This window comes from Crinalium epipsammum PCC 9333, from assembly GCF_000317495.1.
Lineage (GTDB): Bacteria > Cyanobacteriota > Cyanobacteriia > Cyanobacteriales > PCC-9333 > Crinalium > Crinalium epipsammum.
The window spans coordinates 700583-717421 of the sequence record NC_019753.1 but is presented as its reverse complement, the minus strand read 5'-3'; the positions used below and the strand labels follow the sequence as shown (position 1 = coordinate 717421).

General features: G+C 37.2%; 20 protein-coding genes and 2 pseudogenes. 5 read left to right on the top strand and 17 right to left on the bottom strand.

The genetic code is table 11. From position 1 onward, the window contains the following. Positions 1–197 precede the first annotated feature (197 nt). The 6 genes from CRI9333_RS03030 to CRI9333_RS03005 all read right to left on the bottom strand — a co-directional run bounded on the left by CRI9333_RS03030 (position 198) and on the right by CRI9333_RS03005 (position 3678). A complete protein-coding gene (locus tag CRI9333_RS03030) occupies positions 198–503 on the bottom strand; it encodes a hypothetical protein (protein ID WP_015201705.1) in 306 nt (101 codons plus the stop codon). A 387-nt stretch (positions 504–890) separates the two neighbouring features. Further along, entirely contained in the window at positions 891–1172 is a 282-nt protein-coding gene (locus CRI9333_RS03025) for a hypothetical protein (RefSeq protein ID WP_015201704.1), read from the bottom strand. Between the two features lie 190 nt (positions 1173–1362). Continuing rightward, entirely contained in the window at positions 1363–1623 is a 261-nt protein-coding gene (locus CRI9333_RS03020) for a hypothetical protein (RefSeq protein ID WP_015201703.1), read from the bottom strand. A gap of 139 nt (positions 1624–1762) precedes the next feature. Then, positions 1763–1963 (bottom strand): hypothetical protein, encoded by a 201-nt coding sequence (locus CRI9333_RS03015; protein WP_015201702.1) that lies wholly within the window; start codon positions 1961–1963, stop codon positions 1763–1765. Between the two features lie 136 nt (positions 1964–2099). After that, a complete protein-coding gene (locus tag CRI9333_RS03010) occupies positions 2100–2609 on the bottom strand; it encodes a hypothetical protein (protein WP_015201701.1) in 510 nt (169 codons plus the stop codon). A gap of 151 nt (positions 2610–2760) precedes the next feature. Further along, a complete protein-coding gene (locus CRI9333_RS03005) occupies positions 2761–3678 on the bottom strand; it encodes a DUF5131 family protein (RefSeq protein ID WP_015201700.1) in 918 nt (305 codons plus the stop codon). Positions 3679–3973: 295 nt separating this feature from the next. On the opposite strand from CRI9333_RS03005, the gene CRI9333_RS03000 reads away from it, so the two are divergent. Beyond that, the gene (locus tag CRI9333_RS03000) at positions 3974–5428 is read left to right on the top strand and encodes a hypothetical protein (protein ID WP_015201699.1); all 1455 of its coding nucleotides are present in this window, start codon (positions 3974–3976) and stop codon (positions 5426–5428) included. 77 nt (positions 5429–5505) lie between these two features. On the opposite strand, the gene CRI9333_RS02995 is transcribed toward CRI9333_RS03000, so the two are convergent. Together CRI9333_RS02995 and CRI9333_RS02990 are read right to left on the bottom strand one after the other, a co-directional pair. Continuing rightward, positions 5506–5898, bottom strand: coding sequence for a hypothetical protein (locus CRI9333_RS02995; RefSeq protein WP_015201698.1), 393 nt, complete (start codon positions 5896–5898; stop codon positions 5506–5508). 109 nt (positions 5899–6007) lie between these two features. Further along, a complete protein-coding gene (locus CRI9333_RS02990) occupies positions 6008–7108 on the bottom strand; it encodes an SAM-dependent methyltransferase (protein WP_041225897.1) in 1101 nt (366 codons plus the stop codon). 314 nt (positions 7109–7422) lie between these two features. Between CRI9333_RS02990 and CRI9333_RS02985 the strand changes: the two genes are divergently transcribed. Then, positions 7423–7695, top strand: a complete 273-nt coding sequence (locus CRI9333_RS02985; protein ID WP_015201696.1) for a hypothetical protein — start codon at positions 7423–7425, stop codon at positions 7693–7695. A gap of 103 nt (positions 7696–7798) precedes the next feature. Here the strand turns inward: CRI9333_RS02985 and CRI9333_RS24680 are convergent, their stop codons facing one another. The 3 genes from CRI9333_RS24680 to CRI9333_RS02970 all read right to left on the bottom strand — a co-directional run bounded on the left by CRI9333_RS24680 (position 7799) and on the right by CRI9333_RS02970 (position 10844). Beyond that, a complete protein-coding gene (locus CRI9333_RS24680) occupies positions 7799–8347 on the bottom strand; it encodes a WGR domain-containing protein (protein ID WP_157462256.1) in 549 nt (182 codons plus the stop codon). 11 nt (positions 8348–8358) lie between these two features. Further along, positions 8359–9906: a VWA domain-containing protein gene (locus tag CRI9333_RS02975; RefSeq protein WP_015201694.1), complete on the bottom strand. Its 1548-nt coding sequence runs from the start codon at positions 9904–9906 to the stop codon at positions 8359–8361. 116 nt (positions 9907–10022) lie between these two features. Further along, positions 10023–10844: a hypothetical protein gene (locus tag CRI9333_RS02970; RefSeq protein ID WP_041225895.1), complete on the bottom strand. Its 822-nt coding sequence runs from the start codon at positions 10842–10844 to the stop codon at positions 10023–10025. A gap of 31 nt (positions 10845–10875) precedes the next feature. On the opposite strand from CRI9333_RS02970, the gene CRI9333_RS02965 reads away from it, so the two are divergent. Together CRI9333_RS02965 and CRI9333_RS02960 are read left to right on the top strand one after the other, a co-directional pair. Beyond that, entirely contained in the window at positions 10876–11982 is a 1107-nt protein-coding gene (locus tag CRI9333_RS02965; RefSeq protein WP_015201693.1) for an IS630 family transposase, read from the top strand. A gap of 92 nt (positions 11983–12074) precedes the next feature. Next, positions 12075–12689 carry a hypothetical protein gene (locus CRI9333_RS02960; protein WP_015201692.1) on the top strand — a complete coding sequence of 205 codons (615 nt, stop codon included), beginning with the start codon at positions 12075–12077 and terminating at the stop codon, positions 12687–12689. 172 nt (positions 12690–12861) lie between these two features. On the opposite strand, the pseudogene CRI9333_RS26495 reads toward CRI9333_RS02960, so the two are convergent. After that, positions 12862–13020, bottom strand: a pseudogene (locus CRI9333_RS26495) (IS701 family transposase); the annotation flags it as partial. 297 nt (positions 13021–13317) lie between these two features. On the opposite strand from CRI9333_RS26495, the pseudogene CRI9333_RS28265 reads away from it, so the two are divergent. Continuing rightward, positions 13318–13416: pseudogene (locus CRI9333_RS28265) on the top strand (aldo/keto reductase); the annotation flags it as partial. Between the two features lie 64 nt (positions 13417–13480). Here the strand turns inward: CRI9333_RS28265 and CRI9333_RS02955 are convergent. From CRI9333_RS02955 to CRI9333_RS02935, 5 genes are all read right to left on the bottom strand, one after another. Beyond that, positions 13481–14818, bottom strand: a complete 1338-nt coding sequence (locus tag CRI9333_RS02955) for a HesA/MoeB/ThiF family protein (protein WP_015201690.1) — start codon at positions 14816–14818, stop codon at positions 13481–13483. A gap of 152 nt (positions 14819–14970) precedes the next feature. After that, positions 14971–15456, bottom strand: coding sequence for a hypothetical protein (locus CRI9333_RS02950; RefSeq protein ID WP_015201689.1), 486 nt, complete (start codon positions 15454–15456; stop codon positions 14971–14973). A 4-nt stretch (positions 15457–15460) separates the two neighbouring features. Further along, positions 15461–15658 (bottom strand): hypothetical protein, encoded by a 198-nt coding sequence (locus CRI9333_RS02945; protein WP_015201688.1) that lies wholly within the window; start codon positions 15656–15658, stop codon positions 15461–15463. A gap of 75 nt (positions 15659–15733) precedes the next feature. Further along, positions 15734–16054, bottom strand: coding sequence for a hypothetical protein (locus CRI9333_RS02940; RefSeq protein WP_041225893.1), 321 nt, complete (start codon positions 16052–16054; stop codon positions 15734–15736). Positions 16055–16221: 167 nt separating this feature from the next. Further along, complete coding sequence (locus tag CRI9333_RS02935) at positions 16222–16794, bottom strand: LabA-like NYN domain-containing protein (protein WP_015201686.1); 573 nt, start codon at positions 16792–16794, stop codon at positions 16222–16224. Positions 16795–16839 lie beyond the last annotated feature (45 nt).

Here is a 16839-nt window from a genome sequence, read left to right as displayed (position 1 = left end):
TTCTTATACGTGGCGATCGCCACGTAGCCACGAAGAGCGATGATTTCTTTGGCTAACTGATTGTTGCTAATTATTATTCTTTAAGCAGTAAGGGTATAAGTTGCGATCGCATTTAGGGTACTAAAGTATGCCTGTATTAAAAAAATAAATTAAATAAACCTTGTTAATAATTTAACAGGGTTTATTTTTGCTTACCGTTAGGTGGCAACTGATAATACTTCAATCCGTTTCAATGAAAGATATTCTGAGTCTCCTTCTGGAATTAATGCGTATATGATGTCTCCTTTTTTTATTGGTAATATTGTAATATTTACTGGTGGTTTGTGGGGAACATTAATTCCATAAAGCTCCAGTAGCGTAGTTGATGTTTTTTTACTGATATCAGTTATGTCCCTGTATTCGATCTCATTTTTGAAACTTGATAGTGGAGCAATAGTTTCTATTTGAATAGAAACTCTCGCTCCTAGTAGACCCCAGATTCTATCAGTCAGCCATGTGTTCATTGTGTACCTTTTTAATTAAGTTTCGGAGGTGAATTTTTATAATATGGCGCGTTAGCGCGGTTAAGTGTTGTTAATAGTAGAAAAAATAATTAACCCCCAGTCAAAATGGTTAATTAGGTGTTTTAATCAGTATTATTAATGTTGTTTTAGATTCTGTTTCTTTTTCTTAAAGCTTCTAACTCTAAGCTAACTGATTCTGGTAATTCACAAAGAATTGTTATCGACATGATAAACAATCTCCTTATTAGGCTTTGTCCGATTTCATTTTTAAAACTGCGCCCTTCAGTTTTTCAGTTGCGATTTTTAAAATTTATGTAGCTAGATTAATAATAGTTATTTACTTACTGTTTGTCAATCAATTTAAGTAACTATTTTGTACAAAAGTTATTATTGTGAAATTCTATAGAAAAGCAGTTCTCCTATGTGAAGATTGTTGACTACTTTTAAAATTTCTGTTTGTGTATCTGGGTGAAATGCTCCTAATTTTAATTCGTGTTTATCCGAAGCTAAGAAATATGCTGCCCCTTGACTTTCGAGTAATTCTAGATCGTTAGTCGCATATTTGGCAGCGATCACAGCCATGACTGATGATTGTGCGATCGCATATCTAACGCCATTAATTTCTAACACTGCTAAACCATGATGCCTCTGGTTCGTACTGCTTACCATTTATGATCTCAACTAATTATTAATGTTTTTACAGTAGTAGGCGATCGCCTACTTTTTGTATGTTTTATATACAAGTACTTTAGAATATTTTGTCACTGTATTGTTAATATTAACGAGTTTAAATACTTGATTAAATATAAAAAAAATAATCCATTAATTCGCATCCAATAGTTGGATGCGAATTAATGAATTATATTGCTTCACTTATAGATTTTATGGAGTAGCGCACTATCTGTTCATCGCGATACCACTGGATCGTCGTAACTTGACTCCCTGACATCGGCGCTGCGGTGATGTCAAATTCACCCTCAACTTCACCCTTTCCAATTTCTTCATCAAATAATTTATTGTTTGGGCTTATACCGCTTAGTAGGTTGTAACGGATTTGCCATGTTATTTGGCTTAATGCTTGAGCGACTGCATTATCGGTTGTACCATTAAATACTTGCATATTATTGTTCAAATTAATTTCACTTTTGCTACGCCGCTAGGCGTTCTTGTTTTTTTGTTATTTCTTATTCGTAATATTTTTAATTGATTAAAAAAATTAAATATTAGTCCTTACTTATTGCTAAGTAAGGACTAATATTTTAGTTTTTATTTGTTTCAATTTCAAAATCTACCGATCTTTCGGCAAACCCTTCGGCATCTTCGATACTGGAATGCCCTTGATCGTAAATTAACAACGAGCTTGGGTCATTGGGATCTACAATTCCAATAGCCCACATATTTTCGCAAGGTTGCTCTATTTGAATAGTGTAACCTTTATAGTCATAAGTTTTTATTAGCATATTATTGTCCAAATTAATTTCACTTTTGATGCGCCGCTAGGCGTTCTTATTTCATTAGTTTGATATTTTTTTTTAAAATATTTATTTTTTATAAAAAATTAAACCCGATTTTGGTTTAGGGTTTAATTTTTTTTACTTATCTATTTTTCAGTTTATGTTCTTTAATTAGCTCTAATATTTCCTTGCACATTGGTTTTAGAGCATTTACTCCATCATGAGCAACAAGGCGAATTACGTCTGCTTGGCAAAATGGGAATTTCCCCTTAAAAGGGTCGGTAAATTCGTCAAATTTTTGTGCGTGTTGGATTAGTTCTGGGTGCGATCGTAAATATTTCCACCAGATCGCAATATAATACTGGATTATCAAATCATTTACCTTGTTATTACTGTTCCCAAGTTCTAACCCGTTGGGTAGTACAAAAGCTACCCGTTCATACCCTTCTCCCCCTTTATTAATGGGTTTTTGGTACAGTTTAGCTTCACGCCAATCTCGTGCCTGTATTAAGCCTTTAGGAGTTTGGAATAATTTTGTACTTTGGTAATGGTTTTCAATGCTCCTGTTCTCACCAAAAGCTTTTACATTACAGCAAAATGGGGAATATCGTTTATCTCCCCTACTATGGCACTGCAATACTTTTTGGTTCATTATCTTCTGCTAATTCATCACTACTAAATACGCGATCGCGTATAAATTTTGAATTATTATTATGAATCGAGTTAGTAATAACTGAGGATATTTGGTAGTTTTTACTGGTGAGTTAGAAACTGGGATTAAATACCCACCAGTAAAATACAAATTAGTTTTTAGGAGATTCTCTAATTCTCAGGTTTTCTGGGAATTCGTTGATATCACCGCCTTTTTTGCTTTTAAGTTTTTGTTTTGATGTTCCTATTAAGTTGGGAACTTGAGAGTTGCTTCCTAGTTGCTTAACAAATACTGGCACTTGATATTGTTTGCATTGCTCAACTATGTCTTCAATCCAATTAACCTCGCACGATCGAGCATCTGTTCCAGACTCACCGCCAACGATCACCCAGTTTATAAAGTCTGCTGGAGCCACCATTTTTTGAGATTTAGAACGATATTTTTGTGTTAATTCAGAAATTTCCTCGTCAAGATCGAATATTGATACCTTTTCTAACAATGGTTCGCAGCTAAGAAACTTTATAGTGGCTAAAGTATGGCGTAATAATGGGATTCTCTCATTCGCAACTTGTTGATTTTCAACACTGATACCTAACCAGACATTAGGTAATGGATAATCCCATTCACAACTTTCAAATAGTCCAATATCTCGGTTAAACTTTCTGCCCAAGTCAACTGTTGCCATCCTGATTCTCTGCTTGGCAGTACGTGAATATTGCATCATCCGTTCAGGTCTTTTTGTCAACACCTGAAATTTATGCCAGTGTGCCATAGCCATTACCGCAAACACTTGGTCAATCTGTTCATCGGTTATATCCTTATGAAAAAGATCCGACATTGAATCAACAAAAACTTTGGTCGATTTTTTCCATTTAAGCGGTGCATCTAATCTGTCTTCGTGGAACTGTACATCAGAGAACTTTCGCTCTCCCCAGAATCTTTTAGCTATCGCTTCGGCATAGCATTTTTTGCATCCGGCACTAACTTTTGTACATCCACTTGTTGGATTCCAAGTTTTTCCTTGAGTCCCATCATCATCCATCACCCATTCTATATTTGTTTTTGCCATTTGTTTTAATTAGATTAGTTTGTACTTGGCATTAATGCTACTATTGCTGCTTTTGATTTTTGTTGGTTTACAGCTTATTGAAGATCGCAGATTGTACTTTTATCGCAGCCTATTCGTGCTAACTCGGATCTTGATGCGATAGCATCTTTATTATTGTTATTACTGTTCAATAGCTCAATAGAAAGTTCACACTTCATTACTTTTACTACTTTTACAATAGTATACAAAATTAGATAAATTGTCCTGGTTGTCTGAGGTTTTTTTTAATAAAATATATAAAAACAGTGGAGAATTTATGTCACGTAAAAAGAATATGCCTAATGGTTTAAAATCTCTTAAAGAAATGTTACCAGTTGAGCGTTTGGTGTGGTTAAATCGGTGGGCTAAAGTAAAAGATTTCTATAGAGAAGATGCGGATTTGTTGTTTGCTACTAAAGATGCCAAAATCATTGAAATGATTAAATCAGGTGCGATGGTAGCAACCAAAGTTGTTGCTCGTCCTGAGCCAACAGTAATTCAAGGTATGAGGACAGCAATTGCTAACAAAGGTGTAGATTTAACCCTTTTAAATTCTGACTGTTCTGTGGCTGATATTCTTGATGGTGAGGAATTGCAACATTTTGATCTGCTTCAAGCTATGGCTGATCCCGATATGGGTTTTAATTTGGATTACCCGGAAGAAGTTTATCAGTTGATGATTGCACCATTTAAAGCAGAAATTGAGGCTTATGAAAAAGCCAAACAAGAAGCCGATGCTGAAGCAGAGAAACAAAAACCTGTTATGAAACAATATAACAGAGATTGTACTGCTTGGCATAAGGCTAAAATTGAAGCTGCGAGCGCATGGGCGCGAGAATATAAAGGGAAAATTAAGTTCGTTAATATTAACAAGCCAATTACCAAAAAATCATTGCAATTGCTAGAAAAACAAGGATTTAAATTTGATGTTCCTAGACCTGTCAAACCTCTCACTGTAACTTTTCCGACCGCTCCTAAACTTCCTTCAAAGCAGTATTCGGTAGACTTTGAAACTTATGTTCCTGGTTCTATTCAACAGGTTGAAGAAGCTATTGCTTGGGCAAGGGAGTTGTGTGAGGTTCCAAATGACTATGCTGACATCAACGATGATTTTGTTTGTTTTGATTTGGAACCAGCTATCCGCGATCGCTATTTAGAAAATCAAGTTGAGTGTGCGCTTTCTATTTTTCAGCAGGTATTAAGTGGTGAACTAAAAGATCCCAAGGAAATTTGGGATCTTTTAACTGCTCTCGATTTAGATTATGATGAAACTCTTGGAATGCGCTGCTTTACAGATTATCGGAATTATGAAAACCGTCATGCCGATTATAATACTTGGCATAATATTAATCTTTCTGTAACAGGTTATTGGTTGATAGAATTCCAGTCTCAAGAAATTCCTGAAATTGTTTTCCACGTTCCTTATGATCGGGTGGCGACATGGGATGAGGTCATTGATATTGATTCATTGCCTAAAGTTGAAGATGAGTCTCAAATGGGTCGTGAAATTTCTGAGCAAGAGAAAATAATCTACCCACTGTCTGAGCTTTTGCCTTACTTTGGCTTATCTACTTCAGATTTTCCTCGTCGTTTAGAAATTAGAGTTGGAGATTTTTCTTCAAGATATTCTGCGCGTGATTGTTACACTGACGAAGATGATTTTGATGAGTACGATGATTTCGACAATGATTATTTGGATAAGTCTTATTGCTTCGACATATCTAGTTGGTAGTTATCTAATCAGAGCGCAAAATAATCGACCTTGTTATTAACAAGGTCGTTTTTCGTTGTTTATAATTATTAAGTCTATCAGTATCTTTGTTGAATACCTAGTTCTTTTTCTTGTCTTTTCCAGATTTCTGTAGCTTTTTGATAAAATCCCCAATTTCTAGGGTTATTAATATCTGTTATGGTATCCTCGTATTCGGCATTAATTGTTGAACATTCGTAAATTTCTAAGGCGGCTTGCATACCAACATCAATGAATCTTTCTTGGCACTCGTCACTGTAAAGAAAACTAAATCCGAGTTCGGCTAATAATAAGATAGCTTCTGGATCGCAATCGTGACCAACTAACATCAAAATTGTCGATTCTAATCTAGCAACCGCATCAAGCATTTTTGCTCTTCTTGATGTCGGGTAGGGCGGTAGAAACTTAGTAATTGGTGTACTAGCTGGAGGTAAAAGATGCGTGGTTTGCATGATTTATTTGGTGCAAAAGAGCGTATTTTAATATTGGGCGCGATAGCGCAGCGCCGACAATAAGGTTCGCGCCAGTGCTAGCGAGTCAGTTTGCGCCCAATATGACTAATTAATACTTGTCAAGGGTTATCAAAATAGTTGAAACTCCTGTGTATCTTTTGCTAGTTTTGAAGCTTCCTTCTGGTAGGTGTTCGTACTTGCCATTCATTAACTCAAACCAGTTCCTAAAGTCCTTGTAAGGGTTTCGATTATTCTTTAACCAAGCAGGGGACATGATTGATACCAGTCTGCCTTTAGGAGCTAGACACTGTTCATACAAGTGGCGCACATGAAGACAATCTGCTCCTTTTGTAAAGGGTGGATTAGCTACAATTTTGTTATAGCTTCCAGTTAATTTGAGGCAGTCGCTTCCAACCAGATTATAACCTTTGAGAATAAGTAGATTTTGCAAATCAAAATCAATTTCTACTACTTCTAAGAGGGCATCTGGACAAAATTCTAATACAGCATCACAAAGTTCACCACTTCCACCATGAGGTTCTAGTACTGTCTCACCAGGCTGAATTTGAGCTTTTTCAACTACTCGTCTAGCTACTGGTGGTGGACTAGGAAAATAATCAAATATTACTTTGCCAATCAGTTTTCTCTGTAATCCTTGAATTTTGAGAATTGTCGGGGGTTCTGGTGGTTCAAGATTAAATTCCAGTAGCGCGTCAATAGCCTCAATTGTTAGTTCAGCACTGGTTATGCCAATCTTAGTTAGATCTGTCAGTAGCTCCTTATGCTCCTTCCAACTGGCATAAATTTCTTTAGGGCAGTACTCTTTTTCTAATCGGCTAAGTCCGGTTATTCCTAGCAAAGATTCTAATGCTTTTTTTGTCCTAATTTTTCCTAGAATTGGTGGTACAGTGCCATCGTCCCAAGCATCAGCTAATTTGTACAAATAGCCTTGTATAGTCTGTAATCTTTTCCCTGTGGCTACTATTGCTTCCGCCATAAATGCACGACGTTGAGTTTGTCGTTGCTCCATGATCGGTGAGTTGAGTTTGCTATTAATTTCGGATTGCATTCCATCAGCAGTTTCCCGCAGTTTTTTAGCTATGAGGGTGTTTGCTGCTAGATAGTTTAAGTTCCTTGTAGGTAAGGTTAATAGATTATTGGTCGTTGAACTAGCCGTCCGGCTTTTATACTCAAATAGGTTAAGTTGCATTGTTGCTCTTAAAAACATTGCAACTTAAACGGGCGATCGCCCGTCTATGTTATTTCAATCAGTGTTTGACCAGCGGTTCCACATTGCACTCTTAGCTGCGAAGATCGCGATTAATGGCTACCGTATTCCTGTACTATTTCTACGGAACCTACAAGGTAACGAGGTCGGTAATCTTAGGTTGGAGGGCTAAATCCTTTGGTTTAGTGGGACTTTTAGGGTTTTTAATTATTTTTACCACTATCTTTAGGAATAAAGTTATATTTTGCTGCTAATGTGGGCATACTTAATTAGGTATATTTTCAAGGTTTTGCGTTATGTTGAGATCTTTACCTTCTAAACTGTTTAGCAAGATCCTTGACTTTCTCGGTTCTAAGCAGTTTGGAGATATTTTGGAATTTATTATTAAAGCCTGTCGTTATATTCTAAGTTTCTCTTTTGCGGTTTTAGGCTTGATCGCACTATTTTTTGGTGAGCCATTGTTAGGTATTCGGACAATTGTAGTCGCAATACTATTTTGCCCATTGGTGAAGATATCAAATTTTTGGCAGTTCTTTTTCGGTGGTATTATTGTTGCTTTCATGCTTTAATTCATGTTTAGTTTTAGCTGAATTTAACAAATATTAAAAAATATATTTTTAAAATTATTAGCTTGATTGGGTAATTCCCCTGCTCAAGCTAATAATTGTATAATTACTGCAATGCTGCGAGTTTTAACTGTAGTCTTCTTCTTGCATCTTCCAAACTTACAACATCAGCAAATGCCTTTTGTGGATTTGGATTTATTTGTAGAAATGGTACAAGCTCTGCCAGATCTTTTAACATTCCTGCATAACTTAAATTGTTGAAATCCGCGCCCCTTACATAAGGCTGTATCACATTCAAAAGTAGTAATGCTGCATTTACTTGAGCCAAATTTGTATCAGTTTTTACTTGATTAACTGTTTTTACATTAGCCGTACTTTTTTTTGGAGAGCTTGGTTGTTTTAGTTCTGTGTAACCTTTATTAAGTTTTTCCATTTTCAGTTGTTTCAGCTTAAATTCGGCATCTATAACGTTGTAAAATTGGTGGCTTTTACTTTGTCCTTTTGTGCCAATTCTTCCCCAAGTAGTAGTTAACTGGCAGTTATCGGCATTGATTTCAGCCTTCCAGAATTTGTTAGTGTTGGTAGCATCATTTCTGCACTCAAGGCAGATTCGCGAGATAATATTCGCCATTGGATTGGTAGTTAATTTTTGCAAATGTTGGGTAATTAAATTGCGAACACGGTTTCAATTTCTTCATCTTTTTGAAGGTTTGGAATAGCCATGACAGTATCCAAAATCTGAGACAATGCTCTTGTATCAGAACTGCCGAGCATAATGCCAAAGGTGCTGAATTCTAATAATTTCTGAGATTGTTTAAACTCTGTTAGCCAAGGTGATGAGACACTGCATTGGTCATCAGTAATCATGATGATGTCCCCGTTTTTGTAGCGCGATTCTGTCTTGATTATTGCAAGTGCGCTATCTAACGGTGCTGACCAGCTAGTGCCACCGTTGTAGAAACATTCCATACAATCGACCAGTTTGACGGGATCTAGTTGTCCAGCAGGGAAATCGTCAACGCGACAAACAGTCTTACAAAAATGCAGAATTCGACAGGTACGTTTTTGCTGGTTAGCAATGGTAAGTAATGCGATCGCAACCGCTTTAGACCACTCTTCTTTTGCACCTTGCATTGATCCTGATGAATCAAGGCATACAACAATTGGGCCGCGTCCCTGCTTCTCTTTTGAATTGAGTTCATATTGCAGTAGCGATTTTTCCGAGTAGCCTTTAAGGAACAAGGGCTTTAGTTCTGGTACAACCAGCTTCACAAGCTCCGAGGGGACTAGGTGAGCCAAGTCATTTCCAGTAGTAACTGAATAAATTTCTGTCGCCGCTTGGGTTGTTTTGGTGCGTTGCTTTTTGGCAGCTAACAGTTTCATCCGTCCAGCGAGCTTGGCTATTGCCTGTAACTTTTGATTTTGTGCAACTCTTTTAGCCAATTTAATCTTTTGTTCTGAACTGATGCTTTTGGAACTGAAGCCGTTGCTGTCACCCCAACCAAATGCACTAAGAGCAATTGCAGCACCTTCGACCGCTTCTTGCGCGGACAAAGTTGCTTCCTCTAAAATAGTTTTTAGTCCTTTACCTGTTTTCTCAAGCCGTTCTGCATACTTTTCAGCAGTTAGAACGCTCTTTTTACCCTCGTTAATAACGTTTTTCAACGCCTCTTCTAATTCAGAAAGATGCTGTTTAATTTGTTTAGCTTTTTGGGGGTTTTGTTCGTCAACTTCTGCCTCTGCTGTCTCCTTCCTTAGTGAGTTAATTTGTTTTTTCAGTGCTAAGGTTTGTTGTCTTAATGGCTGAGGATTAGTCAGGGGAGTGCGAGGTTTAGGTAGACGCTCTGCTACATACTCTGAGAATTTGGTTGTACCAACTCCTGACAGTAACCACTTTTTGAAACTATCGCCTATAGCTTCCACTTCAATAGTTGTTTGCAAAGAATCAAAGTCGGGTAGTTCAGTGAGAATGGAGTGCGATCGCAACGCCCAAACGTCTTCAGGGCGAGGATTCTCTAAAGGTTTTGGTTCTGGTGCATAAAGCCTATGGAAGATCTCAGTTGTAAATATGCCAAATGTTTCTACTTTCTCTGTTCCAATTTCAATTGGTCTTTTGGTTTCTGGGTGTGCGTCTGCGTAGTCTTCCCATTGCACAGCATCCCATTTAGATACGTCGAATGCTAATTGTTCAGGGTTTGAATTAAATTTAGGCATTGTAGTTTTATGTTGGTAAATTGTGATTTTAGACAAGGGGATTTTGAGTAGACAATTTCATTGAAGTGATTGTCTACCCTGCCATCAAATGTGCGTTTGTTTCTTTAATTGGTTGGTTAGCTGTAGGCTTTCCCAATCATTGCTTGAAGCTGCTTTCGCATATCAGTTACTTGCTGTTTAACCTGGCGAACTTTTCTATATTTTCTTGCAGAACCAGATCCCATCAGTTGGTTGAGCTTGTCCTCCATCTCTGTCAATTGGATATCATAAGCCCCTACATCCTGCATCCATTTGCCTTTATTCATTCCAGGGCTAGGAGGCATGATCTGAGCTTGTACTTGGAGTGCAGCTTCTAGGATTGACTGAGCCTGAGTAGAGAGGGGATTGCCAAACTGTTTGATAGCTTTCTTGATCAATGCTCGTTCAGGTGGTTTGTTCCAGAAGATATGCTCAAGGACTTCTAGGTGTTCTTCGTCAGCCTGCTCATCGCCAGAGACATAGGCATAACAGCGAATTAAATCAATGATTTGTTGATGTTTGCGAGTCGAAGCTGTAATACCTTCCTTTTCTAGATTTCCCGATATGTCTAAGATGCAGTCGATCATCATTTCATCAATAGGTGTGGCGATCGCCTCAATTTGGATGTCATGAAGCTCAGTCAACGTAAATTTCACGTTAACTTGAGGGTTTGGAGCATTGCCAGATCTCCGCATCATCAATATTTTCTTAGATGGGCGAGCCACATCATGAACCCAATATCTGATGGCTAATCTGTCCCACAATGCTGCTAAACTTTCATCTTGTGGCAGTTCGTTAGAACAACCCCACAGGGAGTTTAGTGGACATTGCACAGTCTGTTTGCCATTGACAAATTCTTTATCAAGAATGATGCCAAGGGTGCTATTTAAGCTGCTACGCAGCTTGATTGTATAATACAAACATCAATAAAAAAGCTATTACTAGCCAGGTATGCCAGCCAAAAACCATCTTTCTCAAGAACAGAGAGAACAGCTACTGACAATCTTAAAAGAGCATGAAAATCCCTATGTAAGAGAGAAGGTTCTGATTTTATTATTAATAAACGATGGAAAAACCTACCAAGAGATTAGTGAATTTCTAGATCTTGCATACCCAACAGTAGCATATTGGGCGGTTCATGGCGACCCAGATAATTTAGATAGCTTTTTAGATGGAAGGAGAGAAGGTAATTTTAGCAAAGTTACCCAAGAATATGAAAACTTATTATTAGAAGTTGTTGAAAAAGAGCCAGCAGAATATGGATATGAATTTGGGAGATGGACAGCAGCAAGACTAGCAACCTACCTGGAGCAAGCAACAGGAATTAAGTTAAGTGGTTCTCAAGTGAGGAGAAGATTAGAGAAAAAAAAGTACGTTTACCTGTGGGCAAAATACAGCCTGGAGGACAAACAAAACCCTGAAAAACGTAAAATATTTAAAGAAAAATTAGCGGAATATTTAAAAATAACGCTCGCAACCCCAGAGCGTTTACAGGTATGGTTCTGGGACGAAAGCGGTTTTAGTTTAAGAGTGATAAGAAGAAAAACCTGGGGCAAGAAAGGTCATAGAAAGAAAGTGACGGGGCAAAGAAGAAGAGGAAGAGTAAATATTATGGGAGGATTGCGTTATCACGACAAAAAGAGGATGAATTTTGTCATAAAAAAAGGAAATGCAGATGTTTTTTATGAACAGATAAAACTCTTAAATGGTTTTTTACTAGAAGAATGGATTGAGCAAGGTAAACAAAGTGAAGATTTTGCAAAAGGTTCAGCAAAAATAGTTATTATTTTAGATAACGCCAGCTTCCACAAAAGGAAAGATATTTTAGAAAAAATCGCCTCAGAAATGCCCAACATTATTTTAGAGTTCTTACCCCCATATAGCCCAGATTATAATTTAATCGAATTAGTTTGGCATTCAGCGAAAGAATATATAGCTCATCGACTATTTGAGTCAGTAGAACAGCTAGAAGAGTTATTGAATAAGTTGTTAAATGAAGGAGGTCTTATTATTAAATGGGAACGTAAAATTAAAAATAAAGGTAATGCTGCTTATTAAATTTAGCTGCGTAGCAGCTTAAACCTGCTACCACACGTTATCTTTGGTGTCATGTTGCTTATACAGCAGAGGCAGATGAAAAAAGAATTGGCATGGTTTTTTTTATTATCAACGAGTTAACCAAAGTTACGCCAGTAGAAATTGGAGATGCTTTGTTGTGGGAGTCGGATATCATTCCTGTGGACAGTATCAATCATAAAACGACGATGGCAAAGGATGAATTGTCCAATTTAATCGAAAAAACTTCAGTTCAATTAATTAAAACTGATTTAGAAAATTGGTCTGGTAAGTTAACTAGAGCTAGAGTTAGGGATGAAGAAAGGCTGAAAACATATTACGGCACTATCGCCCAAGAAATTCGTTCTAAACTTGAATTTAAGCAATTAGAAGGAGAAGATAAACAAAAGGAATTAGCACGAATTGAAGCAACACATAGAGAGTTAGATAGAAAGCTAGCAGATGTACAAGAGCGTTATGCCATGCGGGTAGAAGCTTATTTGCATAGTGCCATGATTATCTATTTACCTACGATACATATTCAATGCGAACTTATTCGCAAAAAAGCTAAACGTGAAGTCATAGCCGTTTGGAACCCTTTCACGAAAATAATTGAACCCTTGCGGTGCGAAGTTTCGGGAGAACCAGTATATAATTTTTATTTAGGCGATGACGATGCCAAAATTATCTCACCGACGATTGGTCATTAGCTACAACTACGATGCTTTGTAAACCAAAACTAACTAAAAATGACAACAAAGCAGCGATCGCAACTAATAAAAATACTGCCCCAAATCTACTATCTTCACCTGGGGCTGACTTGAGTAAACGTTTTAACTATCCATTCACAAGTTGCTTTCTCATCAGCAACATTAGTAATCATGACATCTGAGTTAAGTTTTTTCGCTCACTTTCACCCAATAATCCCCCTAGATAGTGTCTAAACCCTTTTTTCTGAGATTGATGGGTGAAAACATCATCGAACCTACCACACCATTTTTCAAAGCATGGTGGCATAGCAGAGGGAGTGGTTTGTTTCATAGGGGTTCCTCTATGTGGAATCTTTACCCTCTCTAGATTATAAGCATTTTATTTGGGATTGTTTGTTTAAGTCCCGTTAGGCAGATCCTTGGCAATATCAATTAAATAATCAGCAAAGTTCTAGTTTCCTTGCTGTGCCATCATGCTAGATACCTGCTTGATTGCCTCTATTAATCCATCATCAATTAAGTCAGGATTTGCCATCAAAATTTTTGGCTCTTCTCCATCACTACAGCTTAGTAAATGGTGAATTATTCTGTCTCTATTATATCTTTATCAGAGTGACAGAAGAGCGTTAGATACATTGGTGCATCCAGTATGTATGCGTGGCAGTTTGCCAAAGCGTTATACCTAGCCGACTTGCATGGATGGACTCGCTTTGTATCAATGCAGAACCACTCCAGGTAAAATGTCAAATTTGTTGTTGAAAATAGAAACTCACCGTTAAACTTATTCAAACTCAGCCACAAAAATAACAATCAGAACCAGTTAAATAATTAGTGTTAGTTTTCAGCCAATTAGACTCAGAAAAATCATAAATCCAGTCAAGACCAGAATCAACATTTAGGAAACCACTGAGCATTCCATGAATTACCCCAACTCCCGAACTTGCACACAAGCTATTTAACCAAAAAACTGCTGGATTATTAATCCCTTCTAAATAACCTGCTTGCATTGCTAAATGATTAATCTCAAAAGGAGCCAACTCTAAAGCTGCTATGCGTAAATTAATCATATTGCCACACATCAAACACCAGCCACCCCCAAGTGGTGGAACAGTAACTCGACCATACATTCGGGGTGTTCCATTACCTTGAATATCTATATGAGTACCAAGACAAACTAAGGGACGCATATACTTCAAAGCTAATTCTTGGGCAACTTGGCGAGAATAATGATTGTCAGTAGCAACAACAATTAAATCTGTTGCAGCAACTTCCCGTTGAACTGATTCATCTGTAATAGAGACAGGCATAGCTTTGACACTAGAACCAGTAGCATAAATTCTTTTAATCAATTGTTTGACATAGTGAACTTTATACCACCGTTCTTTAACCATTTCTGGTGTAGCAGCAGGCATCCGATTTAAATTAACTGTTTCCAAACGATCTGGATCGATTAATAGCCACTTTTTTACACCTAAACGTCCTAGCTGTTCGGCAAAAATCGCTCCAATTCCACCACAGCCAATTAATGTAACTGAAAGTTCGCCCAGTTGTTTTTGGAAAGTTTTTCCAAAAACTTGTTGACGAGCAAACATTAATTCTGTTTCTGGTAAATAGGCTGTTTTCTCTTCCAATGCAAACCAGGATTTATCAAAATTTATTTTTTGAAAAGATTGTCCTTTTCTATCCCAGAGCCGGAATTGGCTGTTTTGCAGCGATTCATCAAAAATTCCCGAAATCAAGCGAGGTTTTTTCTTGAAAGTAGATGAAAGAAATTTGGCATATTCTGATTCGTAACGGTCGTCAACACAGGAGAATGATAGTTGACCTTGACCTGCATGAGTATGAATGTGGACAACATCTAATCCTGGTATTAGATGATTATGAAGCAAGTACAGGTGAAATTGTTGTTTTAATACTAACCCACTGATAGATTGACGTTCATAACAATCAGGTTCAGGAACAACCCAGGATTTGGGCAAATATCTTACCTGATGTTTTGATAATTGATGGCGTTTACAAAAGAAGAAACCAATAACTTCTTCATTTGTCTTTCGAGCCTTTTGCATGACTTGACGAAACTGATACCACATTTGTGGTGGGATGTGTAAAGAAATTTTTGGGTAGCGCATATCTTTTTAACTTTAATGAAGTAAGACAGTCAGGACTTACGCAGAGACATTAAATGCAAGGGCAACCACAGGGGGATTGCCCCTACAGATGGTGTTTATTTTCGTAATTGGCGTAAGTCTTGAGAGTATTGTGATGCAGATTGCATTTGCACCTAATCATCACTATTAATTGCGTGGCGGGCTGTGACAAATAAGGTAGCGAGATTATGTCCTTTTTCGGGATAGCTACTAGGTCGCCAGGAGTTCAGCCATTTATCTCGATTAAATCCTCCCCCTAAGCCAACACAGTACCAGTACCAACCTTCCTCGCTTAAAAATGGTGCGCCATAATAACTTTGTCTGGTAAAGTGATGATCTCCCTCTCCTACAGTGTTCCAAGGATAGTTGAGATAGCAGCCAATCGGCGGAAGACGTGGGTAGTCTGGTGGCAGTAAAAATAACACATCTGAGTTAGAAACTGTAAATTTCTTAGAAGATAAAGGCATTCCTTTAACTAACATTGCTGTGTATTGAATGCCACCAATCGTTTTGCCACCAACAATGACGTTTTTAGCAACTTTTTCCAAAACTTTCAGTTCAAAAATAATTCTCTCGCTCGGTTTAAATCCTGATTGACCGCGATTAATTGTAATTGTCATAGTCTTAACCTTTTACGATTTTAGGAACTGTCCAAACTTTGGAACCTTCTTTGAGTGCGTCTGTTTCTTTTAAGGGTTTAGTCCCTCCAAATCCTTCTTCCATTACGTCATCATTGCCAATTTCAGGAAGTCGCGATCTCAAATCTTCAATGGTTGCGCCTTCAGGTAAATCGACTAATTTACCATTAACAACTGCTCTCATGTTAATGTCCTCTCATCTCTCAATTAATCGGATAATTTTAGCTCTTAATTAGTGCCACCAGGAAAGTTGTGTTAGTTATTGTTGAGGTAATACTTGTTCTTGAGTTTGCTGATGGGCAGATGGATAATTAAAACCCAACCAAACATACACGCTTACTAAACCCACTGTACTGACGACCATTACTATTAACAATTTTTGGTAAAGATTTTCAAGTCTTTTCAAGTCTATCTTGACAAAATTGATTTGCTTTAAATATTCGGTTTTTTGTTCTTGACTTAGCAGGGTTAGCTGTACCTCTAATTTTTGCCAACTTTGATTCAAATTATCTACTTTTTGAGTAATTTTGTCTAATTTATTGTGTTCTTCTAAGATTAATTTTCCATTTACAGTTGTCATCATTTTGTCCTCATTTACAGCTACAACCTTGAGTAAACCTTACACATTTTTTTGCTCAAACAAGGTCAAAATGGGCGGCTACCTTCAGGTTAGGAAAAGAGCAAATCATTAGGTGTTCGCGTTTAGTGTAAGTTATCTTGATAATTCTTATGAAAAACCAATAAGAATTAATCAAAAAGATTAGTATTACCAATTCGATAATAGTTTTGCCCGTTATCTTGTCTATCAAATTTATCAAAAACTTCAATCAAATCTACGACACTACTAGCAGCGACTTTGAGATCGTTACCTAGAGATTGTTCAACTGAGGCAACTTCTACTCGCATACCCCGTCTTCTTAATTTTTCTGCTAAATAGGCAAAATCTGAATCTCCAGTTACTAAAACTACAATGTCTGGTTTAACTTCTAAGGCTAATTCAATGGCATCCATTGCCATGACAATATCAATGTTTGTTTCATAGTCATCGCCTTTGGCTTTACCTTCTTTAACAACAACTAAAAAGCCATTACTTTTTGCCCAGTAAATGAATCTTTCTTTAGTTTTTCGTTGTTCTTCAAATCTTTCTCTAGCGGGTGGTAACCCTACATAGATCACCATTTCAATTAATTCCCTACCTTCTTGCGAATTAGCTAGGTAGTCACGGATTTTTTGCCAGTCTAGCTTTCGATTAAAGCTTTGTGCTGCTAAGAAAGTATTGTCGCTATCTGCTAGGATTAGTACCCGACGATTAATTCCCATAGTTTTGCTGACATCACTATTTGTTTTCGCTTATTTGTGATTAAA

Bases quoted from the DNA above. Each gene is read 5' to 3' on its own strand.
- CRI9333_RS03030 (WP_015201705.1), bottom strand. From the start codon at position 503: ATGAACACATGGCTGACTGATAGAATCTGGGGTCTACTAGGAGCGAGA.
- CRI9333_RS03025 (WP_015201704.1), bottom strand. From the start codon at position 1,172: ATGGTAAGCAGTACGAACCAGAGGCATCATGGTTTAGCAGTGTTAGAA.
- CRI9333_RS03020 (WP_015201703.1), bottom strand. From the start codon at position 1,623: ATGCAAGTATTTAATGGTACAACCGATAATGCAGTCGCTCAAGCATTA.
- CRI9333_RS03015 (WP_015201702.1), bottom strand. From the start codon at position 1,963: ATGCTAATAAAAACTTATGACTATAAAGGTTACACTATTCAAATAGAG.
- CRI9333_RS03010 (WP_015201701.1), bottom strand. From the start codon at position 2,609: ATGAACCAAAAAGTATTGCAGTGCCATAGTAGGGGAGATAAACGATAT.
- CRI9333_RS03005 (WP_015201700.1), bottom strand. From the start codon at position 3,678: ATGGCAAAAACAAATATAGAATGGGTGATGGATGATGATGGGACTCAA.
- CRI9333_RS03000 (WP_015201699.1), top strand. From the start codon at position 3,974: ATGTCACGTAAAAAGAATATGCCTAATGGTTTAAAATCTCTTAAAGAA.
- CRI9333_RS02995 (WP_015201698.1), bottom strand. From the start codon at position 5,898: ATGCAAACCACGCATCTTTTACCTCCAGCTAGTACACCAATTACTAAG.
- CRI9333_RS02990 (WP_041225897.1), bottom strand. From the start codon at position 7,108: ATGCAACTTAACCTATTTGAGTATAAAAGCCGGACGGCTAGTTCAACG.
- CRI9333_RS02985 (WP_015201696.1), top strand. From the start codon at position 7,423: ATGTTGAGATCTTTACCTTCTAAACTGTTTAGCAAGATCCTTGACTTT.
- CRI9333_RS02975 (WP_015201694.1), bottom strand. From the start codon at position 9,906: ATGCCTAAATTTAATTCAAACCCTGAACAATTAGCATTCGACGTATCT.
- CRI9333_RS02965 (WP_015201693.1), top strand. From the start codon at position 10,876: ATGCCAGCCAAAAACCATCTTTCTCAAGAACAGAGAGAACAGCTACTG.
- CRI9333_RS02960 (WP_015201692.1), top strand. From the start codon at position 12,075: ATGGTTTTTTTTATTATCAACGAGTTAACCAAAGTTACGCCAGTAGAA.
- CRI9333_RS02955 (WP_015201690.1), bottom strand. From the start codon at position 14,818: ATGCGCTACCCAAAAATTTCTTTACACATCCCACCACAAATGTGGTAT.
- CRI9333_RS02950 (WP_015201689.1), bottom strand. From the start codon at position 15,456: ATGACAATTACAATTAATCGCGGTCAATCAGGATTTAAACCGAGCGAG.
- CRI9333_RS02945 (WP_015201688.1), bottom strand. From the start codon at position 15,658: ATGAGAGCAGTTGTTAATGGTAAATTAGTCGATTTACCTGAAGGCGCA.
- CRI9333_RS02940 (WP_041225893.1), bottom strand. From the start codon at position 16,054: ATGACAACTGTAAATGGAAAATTAATCTTAGAAGAACACAATAAATTA.
- CRI9333_RS02935 (WP_015201686.1), bottom strand. From the start codon at position 16,794: ATGGGAATTAATCGTCGGGTACTAATCCTAGCAGATAGCGACAATACT.